The organism is Ruegeria sp. BG6 (genome assembly GCF_056538465.1).
The window spans coordinates 1-16716 of the sequence record NZ_JBQFTB010000015.1; the positions used below are offsets into that span (position 1 = coordinate 1).

The window sequence follows — 16716 nt, forward strand, 5'->3', positions numbered from 1 at the left end:
CTAAAAAACTTAGGATACTCTCAGCACTAGAGCCTAACGTTAAACTTCCGGACAAAGCAGACTGTCAGAAACCTGCCCATTGGTCCTTAGTTTTGCCAGTTCTTCCGTATTGTCGTGCACGCCTCATTGATCGAAGGCGACAGGCTTCGCAAATTGCTTCAGGCCAACGGACGACTCGATCGAGCAACTTTGCAAGAAGTCTATAGATACCTGATCACAGGTCGCCATATCGACGAACAAATAGTATTTTAGCGTCAGTCAAACACTCTAATGGGTGAGTTCGCCATAATCCGTTCGATTGGAGGCGCTGAACTGGTTCCAAATCTGCTCGCTGAATTTAGACCCAACCCAATCAACTGCACGACCTCCGGCGACCCAGTGAACTTGCTGTGGCTTCCAGAATCGGAGTTCTCAATGTCGGATAGGTCTATGACAAGAACTCCGAATTCTTTTTCAAGTTCCTCCGCATCAGATGCTCCAACCCTAGGGATGCCACCTGCCAATCGGCGTGAGAAGTTCAAAGCACTGTCATCTTCTGACGTCAAAATGAAGATTCTCTCGGTGATCGACTGTGGGATCGCCTCCATGTGGCTTCTGAATAAGTCGATATCGATATCTGGTGAAGCAAGCATGATGTTTTCAACTTTCGTGATGCCTCGCGCGCGACCAGTCTCGACGGAGTTGACAATACCTTCCATAGTTAAAAGGCAACCCATCGAATGAGCGAAGATATTGACACTTGTAGCGTTGGTCTGTTGAAGAACACTTGCAATTTCAGGAAGTTTACTGCGTGCAATCAGCGTGCTGTTTAAGTCGTAGACATACCCAGTTGTCTGAGCAGAAGACGCCCAAGACATTAAAACTGGCACTCCTTCGTATCCAGAGTCCTCAACGAACTGCGCAAGCCTCAAAAGTGCATCAGTGGTAGTGTTATTATAGCCGTGCACAAAGAAAAGGATGGTGCGTTTAGAAGGTGGGCGAGAGTTCAATTCCTTGTTTACTGCGGAAACAAACCCCGCATCGCTCGAATAGACAATAGGGTCGATTATTGTGAACTCCTTGCTGGGATCAGGGGGCAACTTCCTGGGTCGTTTCAATTCACCAATCTTATGCGTGGGGGGAATTGTAACATCGACCGACGCCAAGCCGACTTCTTTTGCTCTGTCTCCTGAGAAAAAAACACCCTGCACGCCTGTTGCTGCCCTGGTCGTCGCCATGAATACCTTTTGCTTCTTCACTCCAACTTGTTCTTCAATGCTGACCTCTGGATTCTTTATCCCGACCAATTCAGGAGGTCGTGAACAAGCACTAATCAGAACCGTTAGCCCCAAGATCAGCAGAGTGAGCTTGAGCAATTGGTTGTATTTGGTCATACGAGCAGCCCTATTTGACTGGTCCAGGGTGATTGTTATCGCATTTAGAAGTATCACGTCCTAAGGCCTCGGAACACCTTCTCTGATGGCTTCCGAAAAGCCGTCCGCCAGGCCGAAGGCCTGAGCTTTTTTAGTGACATCACCCAATCGAAATATCTCTTCGATCGGTAGGTCAGTATTCATGGCGCCATTATCATAAAGAAAATAAGGAAAATACCCGTTAACAATAATTCTCCAATCCATAGGTATTTTGATTCCAATATACCGCGCGAGCTGGACCACAGAACGCGAGCAGTTGGTAAACACCGAATGAAACCAATGTGGTTTTTCCGCGACCCCGTTCGCCGCAGCAACATATCCTTCGATAAGCTTCCTGCGATTTCCGGGCACTGAACTAAGTCTGAAAATGTGAACCCGAGCGTTCTGAATGTTAGAACGCAAACCCACAACATCCTTTTCTTCACTTGCCACGACTGCAATCGAGTGCGCTTTGAAAAAATCCGCAACCGGCGAAAAAGAAACTCCCTTCTCTCGACGCACCTCATTCGACCACGCAAGGTACTGCCCATCTGCGAAACCGAAGCTCAAGATCAAATGAGCCATTGATGGTCCACCCCAATAAGACATAATAAGATCCACTGTCTCAATCTTCGAAAGATCGTAACTGCGTGTTTCCCATGTCTCCGTTACGTCGGTTTCGCTTCGCCAATCGAAGTTCCGCACATTCTCTAGGGTTAAGATATCCCCTTCAATTGACCCAGTAACCTGTTGCGCGACCTCAGGAGACCAATCCCCATCGGACGGCGGGACCAGCGTGTTCCACCACAAATTCAGTGCAACAAGAGCTGTTGCGAAAACAACGAGCCAGCGCCACCGCGCCCGTGTAAACATTGCGACTAGCGTGCCCATGCCGAAGACTGCGAAACCACCGCAAACGACCCACTTTAGCCACTCAGGTCCGGGAAGTTTGAACCATACAGCGAGAGTTCCCCAAATTACGGAATAAGCCAGGGCAGGAAGAAGCACTGAAACACTTAGAACCGTAAAGACAACTCGCATTCTAGAATGCTCCTCCAAATGATGTGAGCAATCTTTAGCTAGCACGACTAACGCACCACGCGATGTCAAATCGTCAGTTTCTTGAACGAGCAGTTGTAAGAAAAGAGCAGTTGTAAGAAATGAAATCGCTCAAGTGGAAATATCATTTTGATGGATAAAGCTGCAGATCCCTAAACGCAGAAGGTGTCCAGTATCCGCAAAACCTTGTCCCGGTGGCAAAAGACAGCAGACGGTGGTCCCACCTAGTTCGATAACACAAGGCAACCGCAGTGGTTGCTTGGGTAGAACAAGGATATAGCCAATGAAAAACTCTACAAAGAAGTTCGTTATTGCTCCGATCTCAGGGGCAATTCTGATTACAATGGCAGCGACGGCTCAGGCTGACTACGTCGCGGACCAAGCCTTCAAAGGCGCGGTCGTTGGCGCCACTGTCGCTGCCATTGCTGGCGAGAACGTCGTTGGCGGGGCTGCTGCCGGCGCGGCAATTGGCGCCGTGAGCGGCGCGATCAAGAAGGACAATTTAGAAGACGCGCAGGACCGCGCAGAGGAGCGCCGCGACGACCGAAATAGTCACAACGACTAGGAAAAAACTTATGCCCGTCACGGCGGACCAAAGACTGCTTTACTGGCGGTATCTGGTGTCGCGCCGCTGCAGGCCATTGTTTCGCGGCTAGAAAAAACACTCGAATATGGATAAGTACTAATGAAGTCTTCCGGTACATCAATTTGTTCAAGATTAGCCTTGTGCTTTCTTGCACCTTTTCTGCTGACTCTGGCCGCAGGATTGCCAACGCCTATTTTTGCGAACGAGCAATCAGTACCGGAAGCAAGTCCAACCTCAGAAATTGAGAAGGCAGAAGTGCCGTATCCTGCGGGGTTCGACGATCCCCGAGTCGAATTGGAGGAGTTTGAGCTTCAATTAATACCACTGACAAAAGATGAATTATCTTCTCTTGCTGTGCGCTGGCAAGAAATCGCGCGCGAGAAAACCAAAGCCGTGGTCGAGGCGACTATCGCGGCAGCAAACGAGGGTGATGGCACATCAGAAGCCGACTTTGACCGCATCCTACGCCTTACTGAAGATCGCAATGAGGCTTTCAAGCGGTTTTCGGCGGTAGTCGGGGGTCTGGAAAAGAAGAACGGTGATGAGATGGAAGTGGGCACATACCGCGCTTACCGAAGTGCCATAATCGCAGATGAAACGCAGAGTTCCAGTTGGGAAGACCTGAGTAGAAAAGCTCTCACGTGGGTAAGATCAACTGATGGTGGCGGCAAGTTTGCGATCAGCATGATCTCGCTTTCCGCGTCGTTATTTGCACTTTTTGTCGTGGCCAAAGCTGTGTCGACCTTCTCGTTGCGTGTGTTTAGGCGGATGCGGGGCATGCCGAAGCTGATGCCCGCGTTTTTAGCAAGGGTAATCTATTGGCTTACGATGGGAATTGGATTCCTCGTGGTACTTTCTTCATTGGGTGTCGACATTACGGCGTTATTCGCAATCGTCGGAGGTGGCTCGTTTGTCCTCGCCTTTGCAATGCAAGAAACGCTTGGGAACCTTGCAGCTGGTGTAATGCTAATGATTAACAATCCGTTCGATGAAGGTGACTACATTACAGCTGGAAACACTTCCGGAACGGTCAAGTCCGTTTCTATTGTTTCAACCACTGTCCTGACGCCAGACAATCAGGTCATTGTAATACCGAATTCCATGATTTGGGGTGACGTGATATTGAATTCCACGGCCTCTGATAAACGTCGGGTCGATTTGGTTTTTGGTATCGATTACGGGGATGACCCTGATAAGGCAGCTGAGATTATTCTCCAAGTAGCAAATGCAGACGGACGCGTTTTGGATGACCCGGAGCAGCCGTGGGTGCGCGTGACAAACCTAGGCGAAAGCTCTGTGGATCTTACCGCGCGGCTTTGGTGTAAATCCGATGACTACTGGGAACTGAAATTCGCAATCACTAAAGCCGTCAAGTTGGCCTTTGATGCAAACGATGTTTCCATTCCCTATCCACATACTGTAGAGATTCAAAAAACGCATCGGCCAACATTTCATGCAATTCGCGATGTGCTTGAAGCAGGCTGAGTGCAGGCATTTATAACGGAACCAGAATTAACCTCGGGTGCATGCAGCAGACGTGGTCAAATCAGGCGCCAAGGACTGCTTTGCGGAGTACGAGAACCGCTAAAAACCTAAAATGAGTGCCTGCTTTGGGCTCGGAACAGTCGTTCGCTGCGCAGTGCATCAGTGACTGCTGTGCGGACAAGGTTGCGGTCGGGGTCTTCAGTCATCTTATGGATTTGTCGACGAAAACTTCACCCTATGGTATTCTTAAATTTATTATTCCTCACGCGAGGGCAAAATTCAATTTTGCGAGGAAACAACCATGTCTTTGGATTCAATTAGTCGCCGTTCGCTCATTGTCTGCGGTCTGCTGCTACCTTTGATAGGTCAACCAGCCTTTGCCGGTCTAGAAGGTCGGCGGCGCAAAGACGGACAAAGCCACTCCTCAAACGTCGTTCGGGCAGTACAGGCGCGGCTTACCTCTCTTGGGTATGACCCCAAAGGAATTGATGGAAAGATTGGTCCGAATACAAGAGCAGCCATTCTGAAATACCAGCAAGACAATGGTCTTTTACCAACAGGGGAAATCAACCAAGAATTGCTCTTGTCACTTGGCCTTGCTGCGGATCCAAATGCTTGACACTGTCGAACAAGACGCAGGCATTTGTGCAATCTGCAAGAAACCCATGCCGAAAGGTGCTTTGAAATGCACTGTTTGCGACGAGTACCAGTTCGTGCTCAGCAGATGGATGGCCCGTTTCAATTTAACGGGGCTGTTGGCAGTTCTACCGCTGCTCACTCTAATTTACGCCTTTATCACGGAGCGTTGGGAAGGGCAGTATTCGCTCATAAGCCTCGGTGGCCTGGCGTGTGCATCAGACGGCATCACGGTGTTCGCGACAAATTCTGGAAATCGGCAGGGACTAATCGAAAGCGTCGAATTCGAGGCAACAGAAACCGCAAGGGGAAAGTTGACCCTGGCTGCGGACCCGGCGCAACGTGTATTTGACGCAGGAGATGCAAGACTGCTGAAATTCGACGTCGACAAGACGACGCACGCGGGTGGCTTGGTAAGTTTCCCGGGGCTTCAAGCCGAGCAATGCAAGGTAGTTGTTGATGTACGCATCCTGAATTTTGACCAAACCCAAGACACAAGGACTCTTTCATGCGCCTGCCCATTACTCTGATTTTTCTGATCGGATTCGCGTCGGCAGCGATGGCTCAGGGCCGCAGCGAAATTCATATGTTCAAATACGGCGGCCTCGGCCCGAAAGTGCCGGCCTTGATTGATGAATTCCGCTATATCTTTGGAGAGAAGTTGCTCTTGTTGTCCACCGAAATGCTCGACGGAGAACACGATCAAGCGCTCACCACTATCTCAAATCTAAAATTGAAACCTGTGATGGATGATGAGAACCTCGAAGATCCGAGCTTACGTGTTGGAAGTTTAACGGAACGGAATAACTACTGGCGCGCGACCGGCGCTCTTGCGGTTCTCACAGGTCGCGTTCGATCGAATGACACGACTGCAATCTCTATCAAGAGCACGTTCTTTCTAGGTGATCTTGGAGATAAACTTGGGGGACAAAGTGTATCTGTTGAATTGCCCGTGGATGCCAACGCATATGACACAACAAAAGACAGCCATTCTGTAACCGTTTTAGCTAGTCTAGCAGTCAATCTAATCTATCCTGATGCGATGTCTGGCAATGCTGATTGCACAAATGTCGCAGCGGCATTTGCACTAATCAATCAAGCGGATCTACGTACCGGCTCTGTCAAAGCAGACGATGAGGCAACAGGTAGAACGCTCGAGAAGATTGTGGATTCGGCAACAAAATCTGTGGAGGTTGCATGCCCCGTTGGTGGCTGATCGGTGTACTAGCCATTTTTTCAACATTTGACGAGACCGACGTCCTGAGTGCGGAACAGGTCGTAAATCCTGATGAGATTACGGTTCTTTTTGTGCGCCTAGAAGGTGAAGGCAATTTGGGCCAGAACGTTGAAACCGTGTTGTCCCTGCAACTTGCCCAGACCGGTCGACGTGCACCATGGCCAGACAACCCAGAAAACCATGATTTCAATCAAGCAACAGTCGTATGGAGCGATGACAAACTGGATGAACAGAGTCACGATGCGGTCGAAAAACTTGCACGCGCTTTTGACGTTACGGCACAGATTTCGGTTTGGGGCAGTACTTACACTTACGGTGACAGTGTCCTTGCCGACTTGAACGTAACTCTACCTCGATATGCAAGACCAGGCGAAGATTGCCGGGCTGCCGCCTATTCATGCGATTTTCGTCAAGAAAACTTCGAGACCTGGACTGTTACGACTGGAGAAATCACATTGAGCGTTGGTCCGCCAAGAAGAAGATTTTCGATTAGTTCCATTGCTCTGAAGCCGGAAATTGTGGACCAATTTTCTAGTGCAGAAGGACTACCAATCCGAAGCACGATTTCTGGAGGTCGCGTGCTGGGCCACACGCAAAGGGCGTTACTGTTTCTCGAATTCAATCCGGGTTTACCAGGCGCACCGAGCAAGGTCAGAAGCGGCAACATCACCGGCTACGTCACACTGCCGGAACTCACAGACGGCGTTTCCGAGTTCTCTGATCTGGTCGGAGGCACATTACGCGTGTTTCGCGGCGACTGGGATCTTGCTAAAGAAAGCTTTCGGCGGGTGCTCGATAATCCAGCCAGCCGCTTGCCCACAAAACTGGATGCTCACTTATACTTAGGGATGATCCTCGCACGCACCGGATCTAAAATGGAAGCACTTGAGCATTTAGAAGAAGCTATGTCGCTTGGGCCTTACAGCAAAGTGGCCGTTCAATACCTTGTGCAGGGCTACCTTTCAGAAGGAAGCGACACATCGCTAGCACGCGCATTGGATGTGCTTTCCGAAAATAGAAGACTTTTTCCGGCAGATAGTCGTTGGTTTGCCAGTGCCCTCGAAATTTTTCCAACTCTTAAGTAGACGCTTTTCCAAGGTCATTCCTTGATGCTTTGACTCCTTTGTGCTTGAAGCAGTCGTTCGCTGCAGGACAGCCGCTATAGGTCGAATCAAAGGTAGCTTTGAGCTCGAGGCGGTCATTCGCCCCGACCAGCGCGAACGACCGCTCTGCGGACGAAACTGCCGATAAGTCAGTTTGTTGGGATGTGTGATGACGGCCCTTAGCTGCCCCTTGGCCCGGCCACCTGATGTGGCTGTGCGGCCCTTCAGAGGAGACTTTCGCCACGAGCGCTATATCCAATTCAACCCGAACTCGTGGATTGTGGGACTTTTGTCTGTGGTCGTATTGAGAACAGACACGCATTTGGCGACATCTCTAAATGAAACGATGACCTCTGCTGAACCCATACCTCAATCTCCAGATCGCACCCTTGTCGGCGTTGCGCTGATGCTAGGGTTTTGCCTAACCGCTCCTTTGCTGGACGTGTCTGCGAAACTCGCGTCGACCAGTGTGCCGGTTGGGCAGATTACGGCTGCTCGGTTTGTGGTGCAATGCGCGCTAATGGCGCCTTTCATCTGGATAATGGGGCTGTCGTTGCGCGTGGCGAAAGGTCAGGTGATGGTGCTGGTTTTCCGCTCATTGCTGCTGGTGTTCGCAACATTTTGCTTCATTGCCGCAATCCGGGTGATGCCCCTTGCCGATGCGCTGGCAATCGTGTTCGTTGCCCCTTTCATCGTCTTGTTGGTCGGCAAGTTCTATCTTGGTGAAGACGTCGGCCCGCGTCGCGTAGGCGCGGCGCTTGTGGGGTTTGTCGGGGTGTTGTTCGTCATACAGCCCAGTTTCGCAGCTTTCGGCGCGGTTGCCATTATTCCGCTTGGCACGGCAGTTGCCTTCGCTTTCTACATTCTTTTGACCCGGGGGTTGTCGCGTCGGGTGCACCCTGTGACCCTGCAATTCCACACCGGCCTGATCGCCAGCCTGTTTTGCATTCCAGCTCTAATTGTTGCGCAAGGTTCCGGCTCTGATTTGTTTGATCCCGTTTGGCCGACAGACATCGCGTTGTTGTGGCTTTTGGGCGCTGGCTTTTTCGCGACGGTGAGCCACATGATGATGACCTATGCGCTGTCTTTTGCGCCTTCTGTCACGCTGGCGCCGCTGCAGTATTTTGAGCTGCCGGTGGCGACCTTGTTCGGCTATCTTGTCTTCAACGACTTCCCGAACGCGCTTAGTCTGCTTGGCATTGCGATCATCATCGGTGCGGGGCTGTATATGATACATCGCGAAAGGGTCGCGGCCAGACAGTTGGTCACCGTGCGAGCCGTACCTCCAATCTAAGGCTACACGCCCGGTCCTTAGCGGACACCGGAAGTGTTCGACCTATGACTAACCATTTCCGCTCAAGTCGGACATTCACCGCGCATGGAGAACAGGGCAGCTGATTTCGTGCCTGCCATTTCTCCTCAGCCAGAAAAAATGGCAGGTCCAGTGTCAGAACCAGTTTGAAACCGAAACTCAGAGACCGGTAGACGGTTCAAAGCTGTGCAGCTCGAATGTTCTCTTTCCGTCGGCACTGAACTTATGCACCGTGTCCCCGACACGTAGAACTGTCATACAGCGATAGCGCCCCTTGTCGGCTGCCATGGAAACGCAAACCTTATCTGTATCGGTGATGGCAAATGCGCCGGCACCGTTCCATCCACCGTTCGTAAGTTCTCCGCTCACGATATTGTTGGGGTCATAGAAAAAGCGAAATCTCTTCTCTCCAGAGGTGGCTGTGACAGTATTTCCGATCAGAAGCTCTGCGATCTGATCGGCATTGAGGCGCTCGGCACCGTTATCCAACGCCGCCTCAAGATCCGTTTCAGCCAATGCAGTGCTCCCCGCCAGAGCGACCGCAGCCGCGATGCAAAGTTTTTTCAGTTGGGCCATATCCAATCTCCTTATTTTTTTGAGTAATGCTACGGAACGCTAACCCCCGGAAACGTTACGCCGGGCGAACGCGCCGGGCTTGATCGGAATCTGATTTTTTCTGACATTCATCTGACAATCCGCAAACTTCGTTGAGCCAAGGACATGGCGGAGTGTAGGTTTCAGTATGTACCGTTTTTTAGATTTCCAACTTGAGCCGACACAGGGATTGAACCGCTGTGGCGAACCGGTTGCTCTGGAACCTCAGGCCCTGCAATTGCTGGAGTTTCTCGTCAGGAACCGAGACAGGATCGTCAGCAAGCAAGAGATCATTGACGAGATTTGGGGCGGCTCGGCGATCACGGACGCGGCGCTGAACACGCGCATCCGGTCCGTTCGCAAGGCCTTGGGCGACACTGCGGCAAGCTCAGACTACATCAAAACCTTTCCAAAGCGCGGGTTCCAATTTGTGGCCCCGGTTGCATCGGATGAACCGCCTGAGCGCGTTGCCCAAGCGCCCAAACGCGGCGTTCTTGTTGCGGGTGTTCTGTTGGCTTTGGCAATTGCCATGCTGTCCTTTTCCATATTTGCCGACCGGCAGCGATTGCCGGACACCGGAAAACCCTCTTTGGCCGTTGTGCAGTTTGACAATATCGGGGACGAAAGAACTGGTCAGTATTTCGTCGATGGTCTCACCGACGACCTGATCGCGCATCTGTCGCGCAATCGGGAACTGTTCGTTGTGTCCAGCGCAACGATGTTCTCTTACGCGAAGGATCAGGTAACCCCGATAGAAATCGCGCGCGACCTTGGGGTTGGCTATGTTGTCCGCGGCAGCGTCCGAAGGGCCGACGGTCAGATGCGCATCAGCGGAGAACTTATTGATGTCGACAGCGCCGAAACCATCTGGGCCGAGGTTTTTGATCGTCAGGTAACGGATGTCTTTAATATTCAAGACGAGATCAGCCGGGCCATCGCCGGCCAGTTGTTGCCTGAGATATATCAGTCCGGCGAAGCACGGTCGCAGGAAAAACCGACCGAAGACATGGGTGCATGGGATCTGTATTTGCGCGGCCGGGCGCAGCAGGCAGTGTTTTCGCAAGAGGCCCAGCAGGACGCGGTGACGTTTGCACAGTCCGCCATCGCAGCTGATCCGAAATTCGCCGCAGCACACAGCCTGTTGGCCCGCGCGCTGGGAACGATATTCTTCTTTCAGTGGTCGGATACCCCTCAGGACACGTTGATTGCCGCGACTGAGGCGGCCAAGCGAGCAATTGAACTGGACGATCAGGACGCGCAGGCGCATGCGGCCCTCGGCTATATCTACCGCTTTACAGGAGAGGCCGATCCAGCCATCGCAAATCTCGAACGCGCTGTCGCGCTCAACCCCAACGACGCGCGTATCCGGCTGGAATTGGCGCATACTTATGACTGGTTTCGTATGCAGGACCGCGCCCTGCCCGAGATAGAGATGGCGATCCGGTTAAGCCCGCGCGATCCGCTTCTTCAAAACATGTACTTCTACCAGGGTCACATCTTGTTTCATCTTGAACGCTACGCAGAAGCGCTGGACGCAGCCCGGCAATTAGGCGCGGTGGCGACAAGCAATACTTGGCGGCTTTTTCACCACCTGTTGAGCGCGGCCACTCTTGCCGAGATGGGCAGACAAGACGATGCCCAAGAGGCTGTCAAAGATGCACTTGAAATCAACCCGAAACTATCAATCTCAGCGATGCGCAGGCAATTCGCAGGATCGAAAAACCACCCAGAAAACCGACGGATCTGGCTGGCAAGCTTGCAAAGAGCGGGCGTGCCCGAATAACAATCGGCGCCAGACTCTGCGCCACCCTATGCCTTAACATGCCGTGTTGGTTAGCCTGCACTATCCTCAAGTGGGGCAAACCGGCCCTCTGGCATTTCCACAGCTCTGTAGGCTTCCACGAAAGGCAGAATGTGTTCATCCGGGCGCGCAAAGCGGCGATACATCCAGACAATGTCACCAATCTTAATACCCGGACGAATTTTGTTTAGCCGATCCCGCGCTGCAATGGCCGCCTCGTGCGGACCCAGTTCAGCCAGAATCGCAACCTCGATAGAAACCGACCACCAAATGTCCGGCTGTGCCCCCTTGCGATAGGTGGTAAGCGCTGTTTCATAATCTCCATTCAGGAAATGATACTCAGCCAGTGACTGATACCAGTTTGGGTCCGCTGCATTTGGGTCAAGCGCAATTGCATTCTCAACAAGAGCGGCACCCAATTCCAGGCGCCCGGACCAAATGAACTCATAGCCGATCTGCCCTTGCAGATAACGATCTGTCCCCAATGCCAGCGCCGTTTCAGCAGACGAGAAGAACCCGTCAAGATCACGTTGAATCTGGAGCACAAGCGCCAGAAGGAAGTGAGCACGCGCAGAATATGGGTTCAGTGAAACCGCGTTCCGCGCCGCCTCTTCCGCGCGTCGGATTTTCTCATCCTGAGTCCCTGGATACAGCCCGGTAAAAAGCTTCACATCCGTTAGCAGAGCCTCGGTCAATTGCGCCCACCCGCGCCAATACTCGGGTTCGTCTTCGACAACCCGCAGGATACAGCCGCGGACGCGCTCTTGAATATCTCGTCTGTTTAGAAAACCAACGCGCAGCAGGGAACATTCATAAGACGAGAGATGATCCGGAGGTTTCGCGCGCGCATGACCTGCGTGAATGCGTTTGATTGCCCCGCCCGCGTCACCCACAGCCGAGGCCACTTTTTCGGTAATGTTCAGCTGAACGTCCAGAATATTTGAAGTCGTGAGGCTTTCGTCATACGCCCCCGACCAGACTTGAAGCCCCGAGGTAGTATCTATCAATCGCGCTGTCACGCGCAGACGATCTGCAACCTGCCGGACAGAACCTTCCAGCGCATAGTCCGCGCCGAATTTCTGCCGGATACTGAGCGGGTCATTTTCGTCCGGTCCAACGGAATGGGTGGATTGGCGGGACAAAACATTGAGGTCCTGATAGTTCCCCAGTTCAACGATGATGTCTTCGCCTATGCCCACAGCCAATAAATCGTGGGCGTCTGTATTGCTAAGGTTTTGAAACGGCAAAACCGCAACGGTCGGACCTGTTGGCTCTGTTAACAGAGCAGCTTCATCAAAGGTCGGGGCGTCAAGCGGCTCGTGATCAAAGTCAATCCACCACGTGAACAAGCCTATAACGCCCAGACCAACCAACGCGGATGCGCTGGTCATCAATGGCAGCTTGTTTGATCGCCGTTTGGATGCGGGCGCTCTGTCGGACATGACCCGGAAAACTCGAACCGGTTCAGCGATGTTCTTCAGGTTTTTCAGTCCGAGATCCTCAAATCCGGCATCCACCTTGCCCATGGCCTGTTGGACGACACTCTCAGAAACCGCGATGCCGCCTGGGTCCGCCAGACCTTCAATGCGAGAGGCGACATTTACCCCGTCACCGTAAAGGTCCCCATCAGCGATCATGACATCACCGAGGTTTATCCCGATCCTAATTTGCAACCGCGACCCGTTGGCGATGGTTGGAGCAGCCTCAGCCATTGCCCGCTGGATCTCGACGCCACAGGTTACGGCATCGACAACCGAAGCGAATTCGACAAGAGCACCATCCCCCATCAACTTGACGAGCCGCCCGTGATGTCTGGCAATTGCGGGATCAAAAATCTCTGAACGCAGAGTTTTGAGGGCGGACAATACACCTGCCTCGTCGCTGCCCATCAACGACGAATACCCAACGACATCGGCAGCCATGATCGCGGCGAGTCGGCGCTGCATAGGACCCTCCTGTTCACAGTCTAACGGATGTCACGAAGTCCCGACAATGCGTGCCCTTCTGATAGTCCAACCAATTTGGCTGTCATGGCACAAACTGGATGTCCGCTTCCCCGCGACGAATCCTACTCTTTGCAGGTGCCGCGAAAGTCCGCTTCCCGCCCTGAGTGACGAATGCTGCGCTCATCATCTATGTCTGCTTTGGGTTCGAAGCAGACATTGACTGCGCGGTGAATGAGCGACTGCCTTGCGGACAAAGAAGACCTTTAGAAAATACAAATCGCGACAATCTTTTATATGCCTGCTAGTCTGGAGGGGTGGGACCTACCAAACACATCGGCATGTCGATCGACCGATTTCTGAAGGAGATTGGACTCGAAGAGTATATCGATGTTTTCCGGGATGAGGCTGTGGAGCTCGAAACACTCCGGGATCTTCGCGATGAAGATTTGCGCTTGCTTAAAATGCCTCTCGGGCACCGAAAGAAGCTCCTTCGGGCAGCTGCAGCATTCGCACATGTCGAGAACACCCATACTGATGAAAAGCCAGAAAACCGGCGTGTCACAGTATTGTTTTCCGATCTAGTTGATTCAACGCGCTTGGCTCAGAAAATGTCGACCGAAGATTTGCGCGATTTGTTGGCCTCGTTTCACATGGCCAGCGCGCAAGCTATCGAACGGCAAGGTGGCCATGTCGCCAAGTATCTTGGCGATGGGCTGATGGCTTACTTTGGGTATCCAAACGCGCATGAAGATGACGCACTTCGTGCAGTCGAAGCTGCTCTCGCACTTAGGCATGCAGCGCGTAGCATTCCGTTGCCTGAAGGCGACGCCTTGCAGGTGCGCATAGGGATTCACACCGGTCGAGTCGTGGCGGGTGAAATGGGAGCGGGCCGCACGCGGGAGAAGCATTCAATTGTTGGTGAAGCGCCAATTGTCGCATCGCGACTCGAACAATTGGCCGAGGCAGACGAGATTTATGTTAGTGGTGCAGTACGTCTACTGGCCGAGGGTTTTGTGAACACCGAAGCCATCGGCGAACAAAAGCTGAAAGGAATTGATCACCCGCTTCGGGTGTTTCGTGTATTGGGCCGAACCAATGCCAAAAGCCGTATCGAAGCGCGCAGCGAACGTGGCCTGACCAAAATTGTAGGTCGAGGCGCTGAAATCGCCCTGCTGCAATCTCGGTGGCAAAGTGTCTGCGAGGGTGAGGGGCAGACAATCCTTCTGAGTGGAGAACCCGGCATCGGAAAGTCTCGCCTAGCCGCGCATCTTCACGATCGACTGATGCAAAGCAATTCTACGTCAGTGATTACACAGTGCTCGGAGCAACACAGCACTAGTGCGCTTTATCCTTTCATCACGTTGCTCGAAACGACCGCCGAAGTTTTGGACAACGATTCAAAGAAAACCCGACTATCGAAGCTGTCGGGCCACGTTGATTCCTTGCTCGGCAGCGAGGCCGCCAAAAGCGTCGAAGACTACCTGTCGATCGAAGATACCCCCATGGTTAGCGGTCAGCCAACACAGAAGCGCCGAAATTTCATTGCGGCTTTGTTGGATTGGCTGTGCCGACCAGCAAAAAACGGATATGCCTGCCTGATTTTTGAAGATGCGCATTGGTCTGATCCCAGTTCGTTAAAATTGCTGACTCAACTGATTGCTCGCACACGCCAATTGCCAATACTTGTGGTCGTCACCTCGCGCCCTGGATTTGATCCCGAATGGGTTAGACAGCATAATGTGACAGCAATTTCACTGAACCGGTTGGGACGCAGAGCAAGCAGAGAAATTGTTCGCGAAAAACTACTCAGGGAACCAAGCTCCCGAGACCGCACCGAAGAAATTGTAACCAGGGCTGAGGGGGTACCTCTGTTCCTCGAAGAGTTCTGTCGGGCTTTGCGCGACGGAGGTGAGAGGAACGGCATTTCAACGATACCTGAAACGCTAGACGAGTCCTTATCCACTCGCCTTGACGGTTTAGGCCAAGCCAAACGTCTTGCTCAAGTTGGCGCAATGTTGGGGCGCCGGGTTCCACGAGATCTTCTGGCCAACGTTTTGGACACAGACCCTGCCGACATTGAGCAAAACATTTCCAAGTTGGTAGATGCCGCTATCTTTGCGCGCGAGGACCACGGAGGTAAAGTTGAATACATGTTCACTCACGCTCTGGTTCAAGACGCAGCGCTAGCTAGCCTGTTGAAGCGCGAGCGCGAAAAGTTGCATGGTAAAATCGCTGATGCGTTGATCGGCCTAAGTGGAGACAGCAGGTTCCCAGCTGAGGCAATTGCGCGTCACCTCTTTGAGGCCAGGCGCTTTGATGAAGCGGTGCATCTGTGGTTCCATGCTGGACGCCTGATGCAGCAACGGTCGGCGGATCATGAAGCGATTAAGCATTTTCGCGAAGGTCTCGCAGCACTCAATATGCTCCCTCAGTCTGACGAACGGGACAGAAGAGAGCTTGAGCTTGTCATGGCGCTCGCACCTCTAATACTTGTCGTCAATGGCTGGAGTGCAAAAGAGACATATGAGATCTACGCGAAGGCAAGGGCTCTTTGCGAAAAACTTCGCGATCGCAGAGGTTTACTGCCAGTTAACTACGGTGAGTATCTGATACATGTGTCTAGGGCGGAATATGGTAGTGCGCTCGCTTTAGCCCAAGAGCTGCTGGCGCTTGCGGAGGAACTGGAAGACGAGGCAGGGCTTTTGCAAGGTCACCGGGTCGTCGCTTGGTGCTCTCTCTATTTGGGCAGATTGGCCGAGGCGGATACGCATGCTCAGAAGCTCCTTGCGATATACGACCTGGATCGGCATCAGAAAGTCGCATTGGACTATGGCTATGATCCCCGCGTTGCTGGGCTGTCCATTCTGGCAATTATCTTTTCGTTGCGAGGAGAATGTGCAGAAGCAGAGCGACTTGGTGTTGAAGCGGTAGCCCACGCACGCAAGATTGGGCATGCAAGCAGCCTTGCGTACGCCCTGATGTTTGCATGCGCAATGTCGGCAGCAATGCGCGCAGACGCTGAGACGGCAAAGCATTACGGACAGCACCTGAAATCGTTAGCCGAAGAGCAGGAGAGTGAATTGTGGGCTGCTTATGCCGACGTGATACTTGGCTGGTCCGGTAAAAAAGGATCGGATGTCGTCCGCGCAGCTATCGACAGACTGTCTCTGACGGCCCGCAACCCATGGCTTCCGTTTTTCCAATCACTTTGCGCCGAACTCTTGATGTCTGAAGGAGAGCAGAGCACCGCACAGGATTTGCTACATGACGCTCTGTCATTCGTTGAGCGAAGCCAAGAGCGTAACTGGGAGCCGGAAATTTGTCGACTGCTTGCGCACACGTTGCCCGGTAAGAACGCAGGTCTTCGAGCTACAGAACGCGGCTGGCTGACGCGAGCAATCCAAGCCGCCACAAGAAATGGCGCAAGGGCCCTCGAACAGCGCGCTCGGCGTGATTTGTCGGAAGTCGATGACAGATTGCGAAGTGGATAGGCAAGTTTGCTGCTCGACTGTATTGGGATCGGGGCAGTCATTCGCTCAATGGCAACGAATGTCTAACTTGCGGAC

13 protein-coding genes are annotated in these 16716 nt (G+C 52.6%); 9 read left to right on the forward strand and 4 right to left on the reverse strand.

Features of this window, described 5'->3' with window-relative positions; all coding sequences use genetic code 11:
- Positions 1-254: 254 nt before the first annotated feature.
- Positions 255-1373: an alpha/beta hydrolase gene (locus ACR0JW_RS20310; RefSeq protein WP_170609789.1), complete on the reverse strand. Its 1119-nt coding sequence runs from the start codon at positions 1371-1373 to the stop codon at positions 255-257.
- A gap of 60 nt (positions 1374-1433) precedes the next feature.
- Positions 1434-2432 carry a lipoprotein N-acyltransferase Lnb domain-containing protein gene (locus ACR0JW_RS20315; protein WP_480714364.1) on the reverse strand — a complete coding sequence of 333 codons (999 nt, stop codon included), beginning with the start codon at positions 2430-2432 and terminating at the stop codon, positions 1434-1436.
- Between the two features lie 301 nt (positions 2433-2733).
- Between ACR0JW_RS20315 and ACR0JW_RS20320 the strand changes: the two genes are divergently transcribed.
- From ACR0JW_RS20320 to ACR0JW_RS20350, 7 genes are all read left to right on the forward strand, one after another.
- Positions 2734-3015 (forward strand): glycine zipper domain-containing protein, encoded by a 282-nt coding sequence (locus tag ACR0JW_RS20320; protein ID WP_170619463.1) that lies wholly within the window; start codon positions 2734-2736, stop codon positions 3013-3015.
- Positions 3016-3135: 120 nt separating this feature from the next.
- Complete coding sequence (locus ACR0JW_RS20325) at positions 3136-4521, forward strand: mechanosensitive ion channel family protein (protein ID WP_480714365.1); 1386 nt, start codon at positions 3136-3138, stop codon at positions 4519-4521.
- A 301-nt stretch (positions 4522-4822) separates the two neighbouring features.
- Positions 4823-5140, forward strand: coding sequence for a peptidoglycan-binding domain-containing protein (locus tag ACR0JW_RS20330; protein WP_170609797.1), 318 nt, complete (start codon positions 4823-4825; stop codon positions 5138-5140).
- Between the two features lie 46 nt (positions 5141-5186).
- Positions 5187-5687, forward strand: a complete 501-nt coding sequence (locus ACR0JW_RS20335) for a hypothetical protein (protein ID WP_480714366.1) — start codon at positions 5187-5189, stop codon at positions 5685-5687.
- A complete protein-coding gene (locus tag ACR0JW_RS20340) occupies positions 5666-6373 on the forward strand; it encodes a hypothetical protein (RefSeq protein ID WP_480714367.1) in 708 nt (235 codons plus the stop codon). Before ACR0JW_RS20335 ends, ACR0JW_RS20340 begins: the two co-directional genes overlap by 22 nt.
- A complete protein-coding gene (locus tag ACR0JW_RS20345; protein WP_170609802.1) occupies positions 6355-7479 on the forward strand; it encodes a tetratricopeptide repeat protein in 1125 nt (374 codons plus the stop codon). Before ACR0JW_RS20340 ends, ACR0JW_RS20345 begins: the two co-directional genes overlap by 19 nt.
- A 364-nt stretch (positions 7480-7843) precedes the next feature.
- Positions 7844-8791: a DMT family transporter gene (locus ACR0JW_RS20350; RefSeq protein WP_480441988.1), complete on the forward strand. Its 948-nt coding sequence runs from the start codon at positions 7844-7846 to the stop codon at positions 8789-8791.
- 177 nt (positions 8792-8968) lie between these two features.
- Here the strand turns inward: ACR0JW_RS20350 and ACR0JW_RS20355 are convergent, their stop codons facing one another.
- Positions 8969-9385, reverse strand: coding sequence for a hypothetical protein (locus ACR0JW_RS20355; protein WP_170609804.1), 417 nt, complete (start codon positions 9383-9385; stop codon positions 8969-8971).
- A 166-nt stretch (positions 9386-9551) separates the two neighbouring features.
- On the opposite strand from ACR0JW_RS20355, the gene ACR0JW_RS20360 reads away from it, so the two are divergent.
- The gene (locus tag ACR0JW_RS20360) at positions 9552-11186 is read left to right on the forward strand and encodes a winged helix-turn-helix domain-containing tetratricopeptide repeat protein (protein ID WP_480714368.1); all 1635 of its coding nucleotides are present in this window, start codon (positions 9552-9554) and stop codon (positions 11184-11186) included.
- 50 nt (positions 11187-11236) lie between these two features.
- Here ACR0JW_RS20360 and ACR0JW_RS20365 read toward each other — a convergent pair whose 3' ends face one another.
- A complete protein-coding gene (locus ACR0JW_RS20365) occupies positions 11237-13150 on the reverse strand; it encodes an adenylate/guanylate cyclase domain-containing protein (protein ID WP_480714369.1) in 1914 nt (637 codons plus the stop codon).
- Between the two features lie 338 nt (positions 13151-13488).
- Between ACR0JW_RS20365 and ACR0JW_RS20370 the strand changes: the two genes are divergently transcribed.
- The gene (locus ACR0JW_RS20370) at positions 13489-16641 is read left to right on the forward strand and encodes an adenylate/guanylate cyclase domain-containing protein (protein WP_480714370.1); all 3153 of its coding nucleotides are present in this window, start codon (positions 13489-13491) and stop codon (positions 16639-16641) included.
- Positions 16642-16716: the final 75 nt, after the last annotated feature.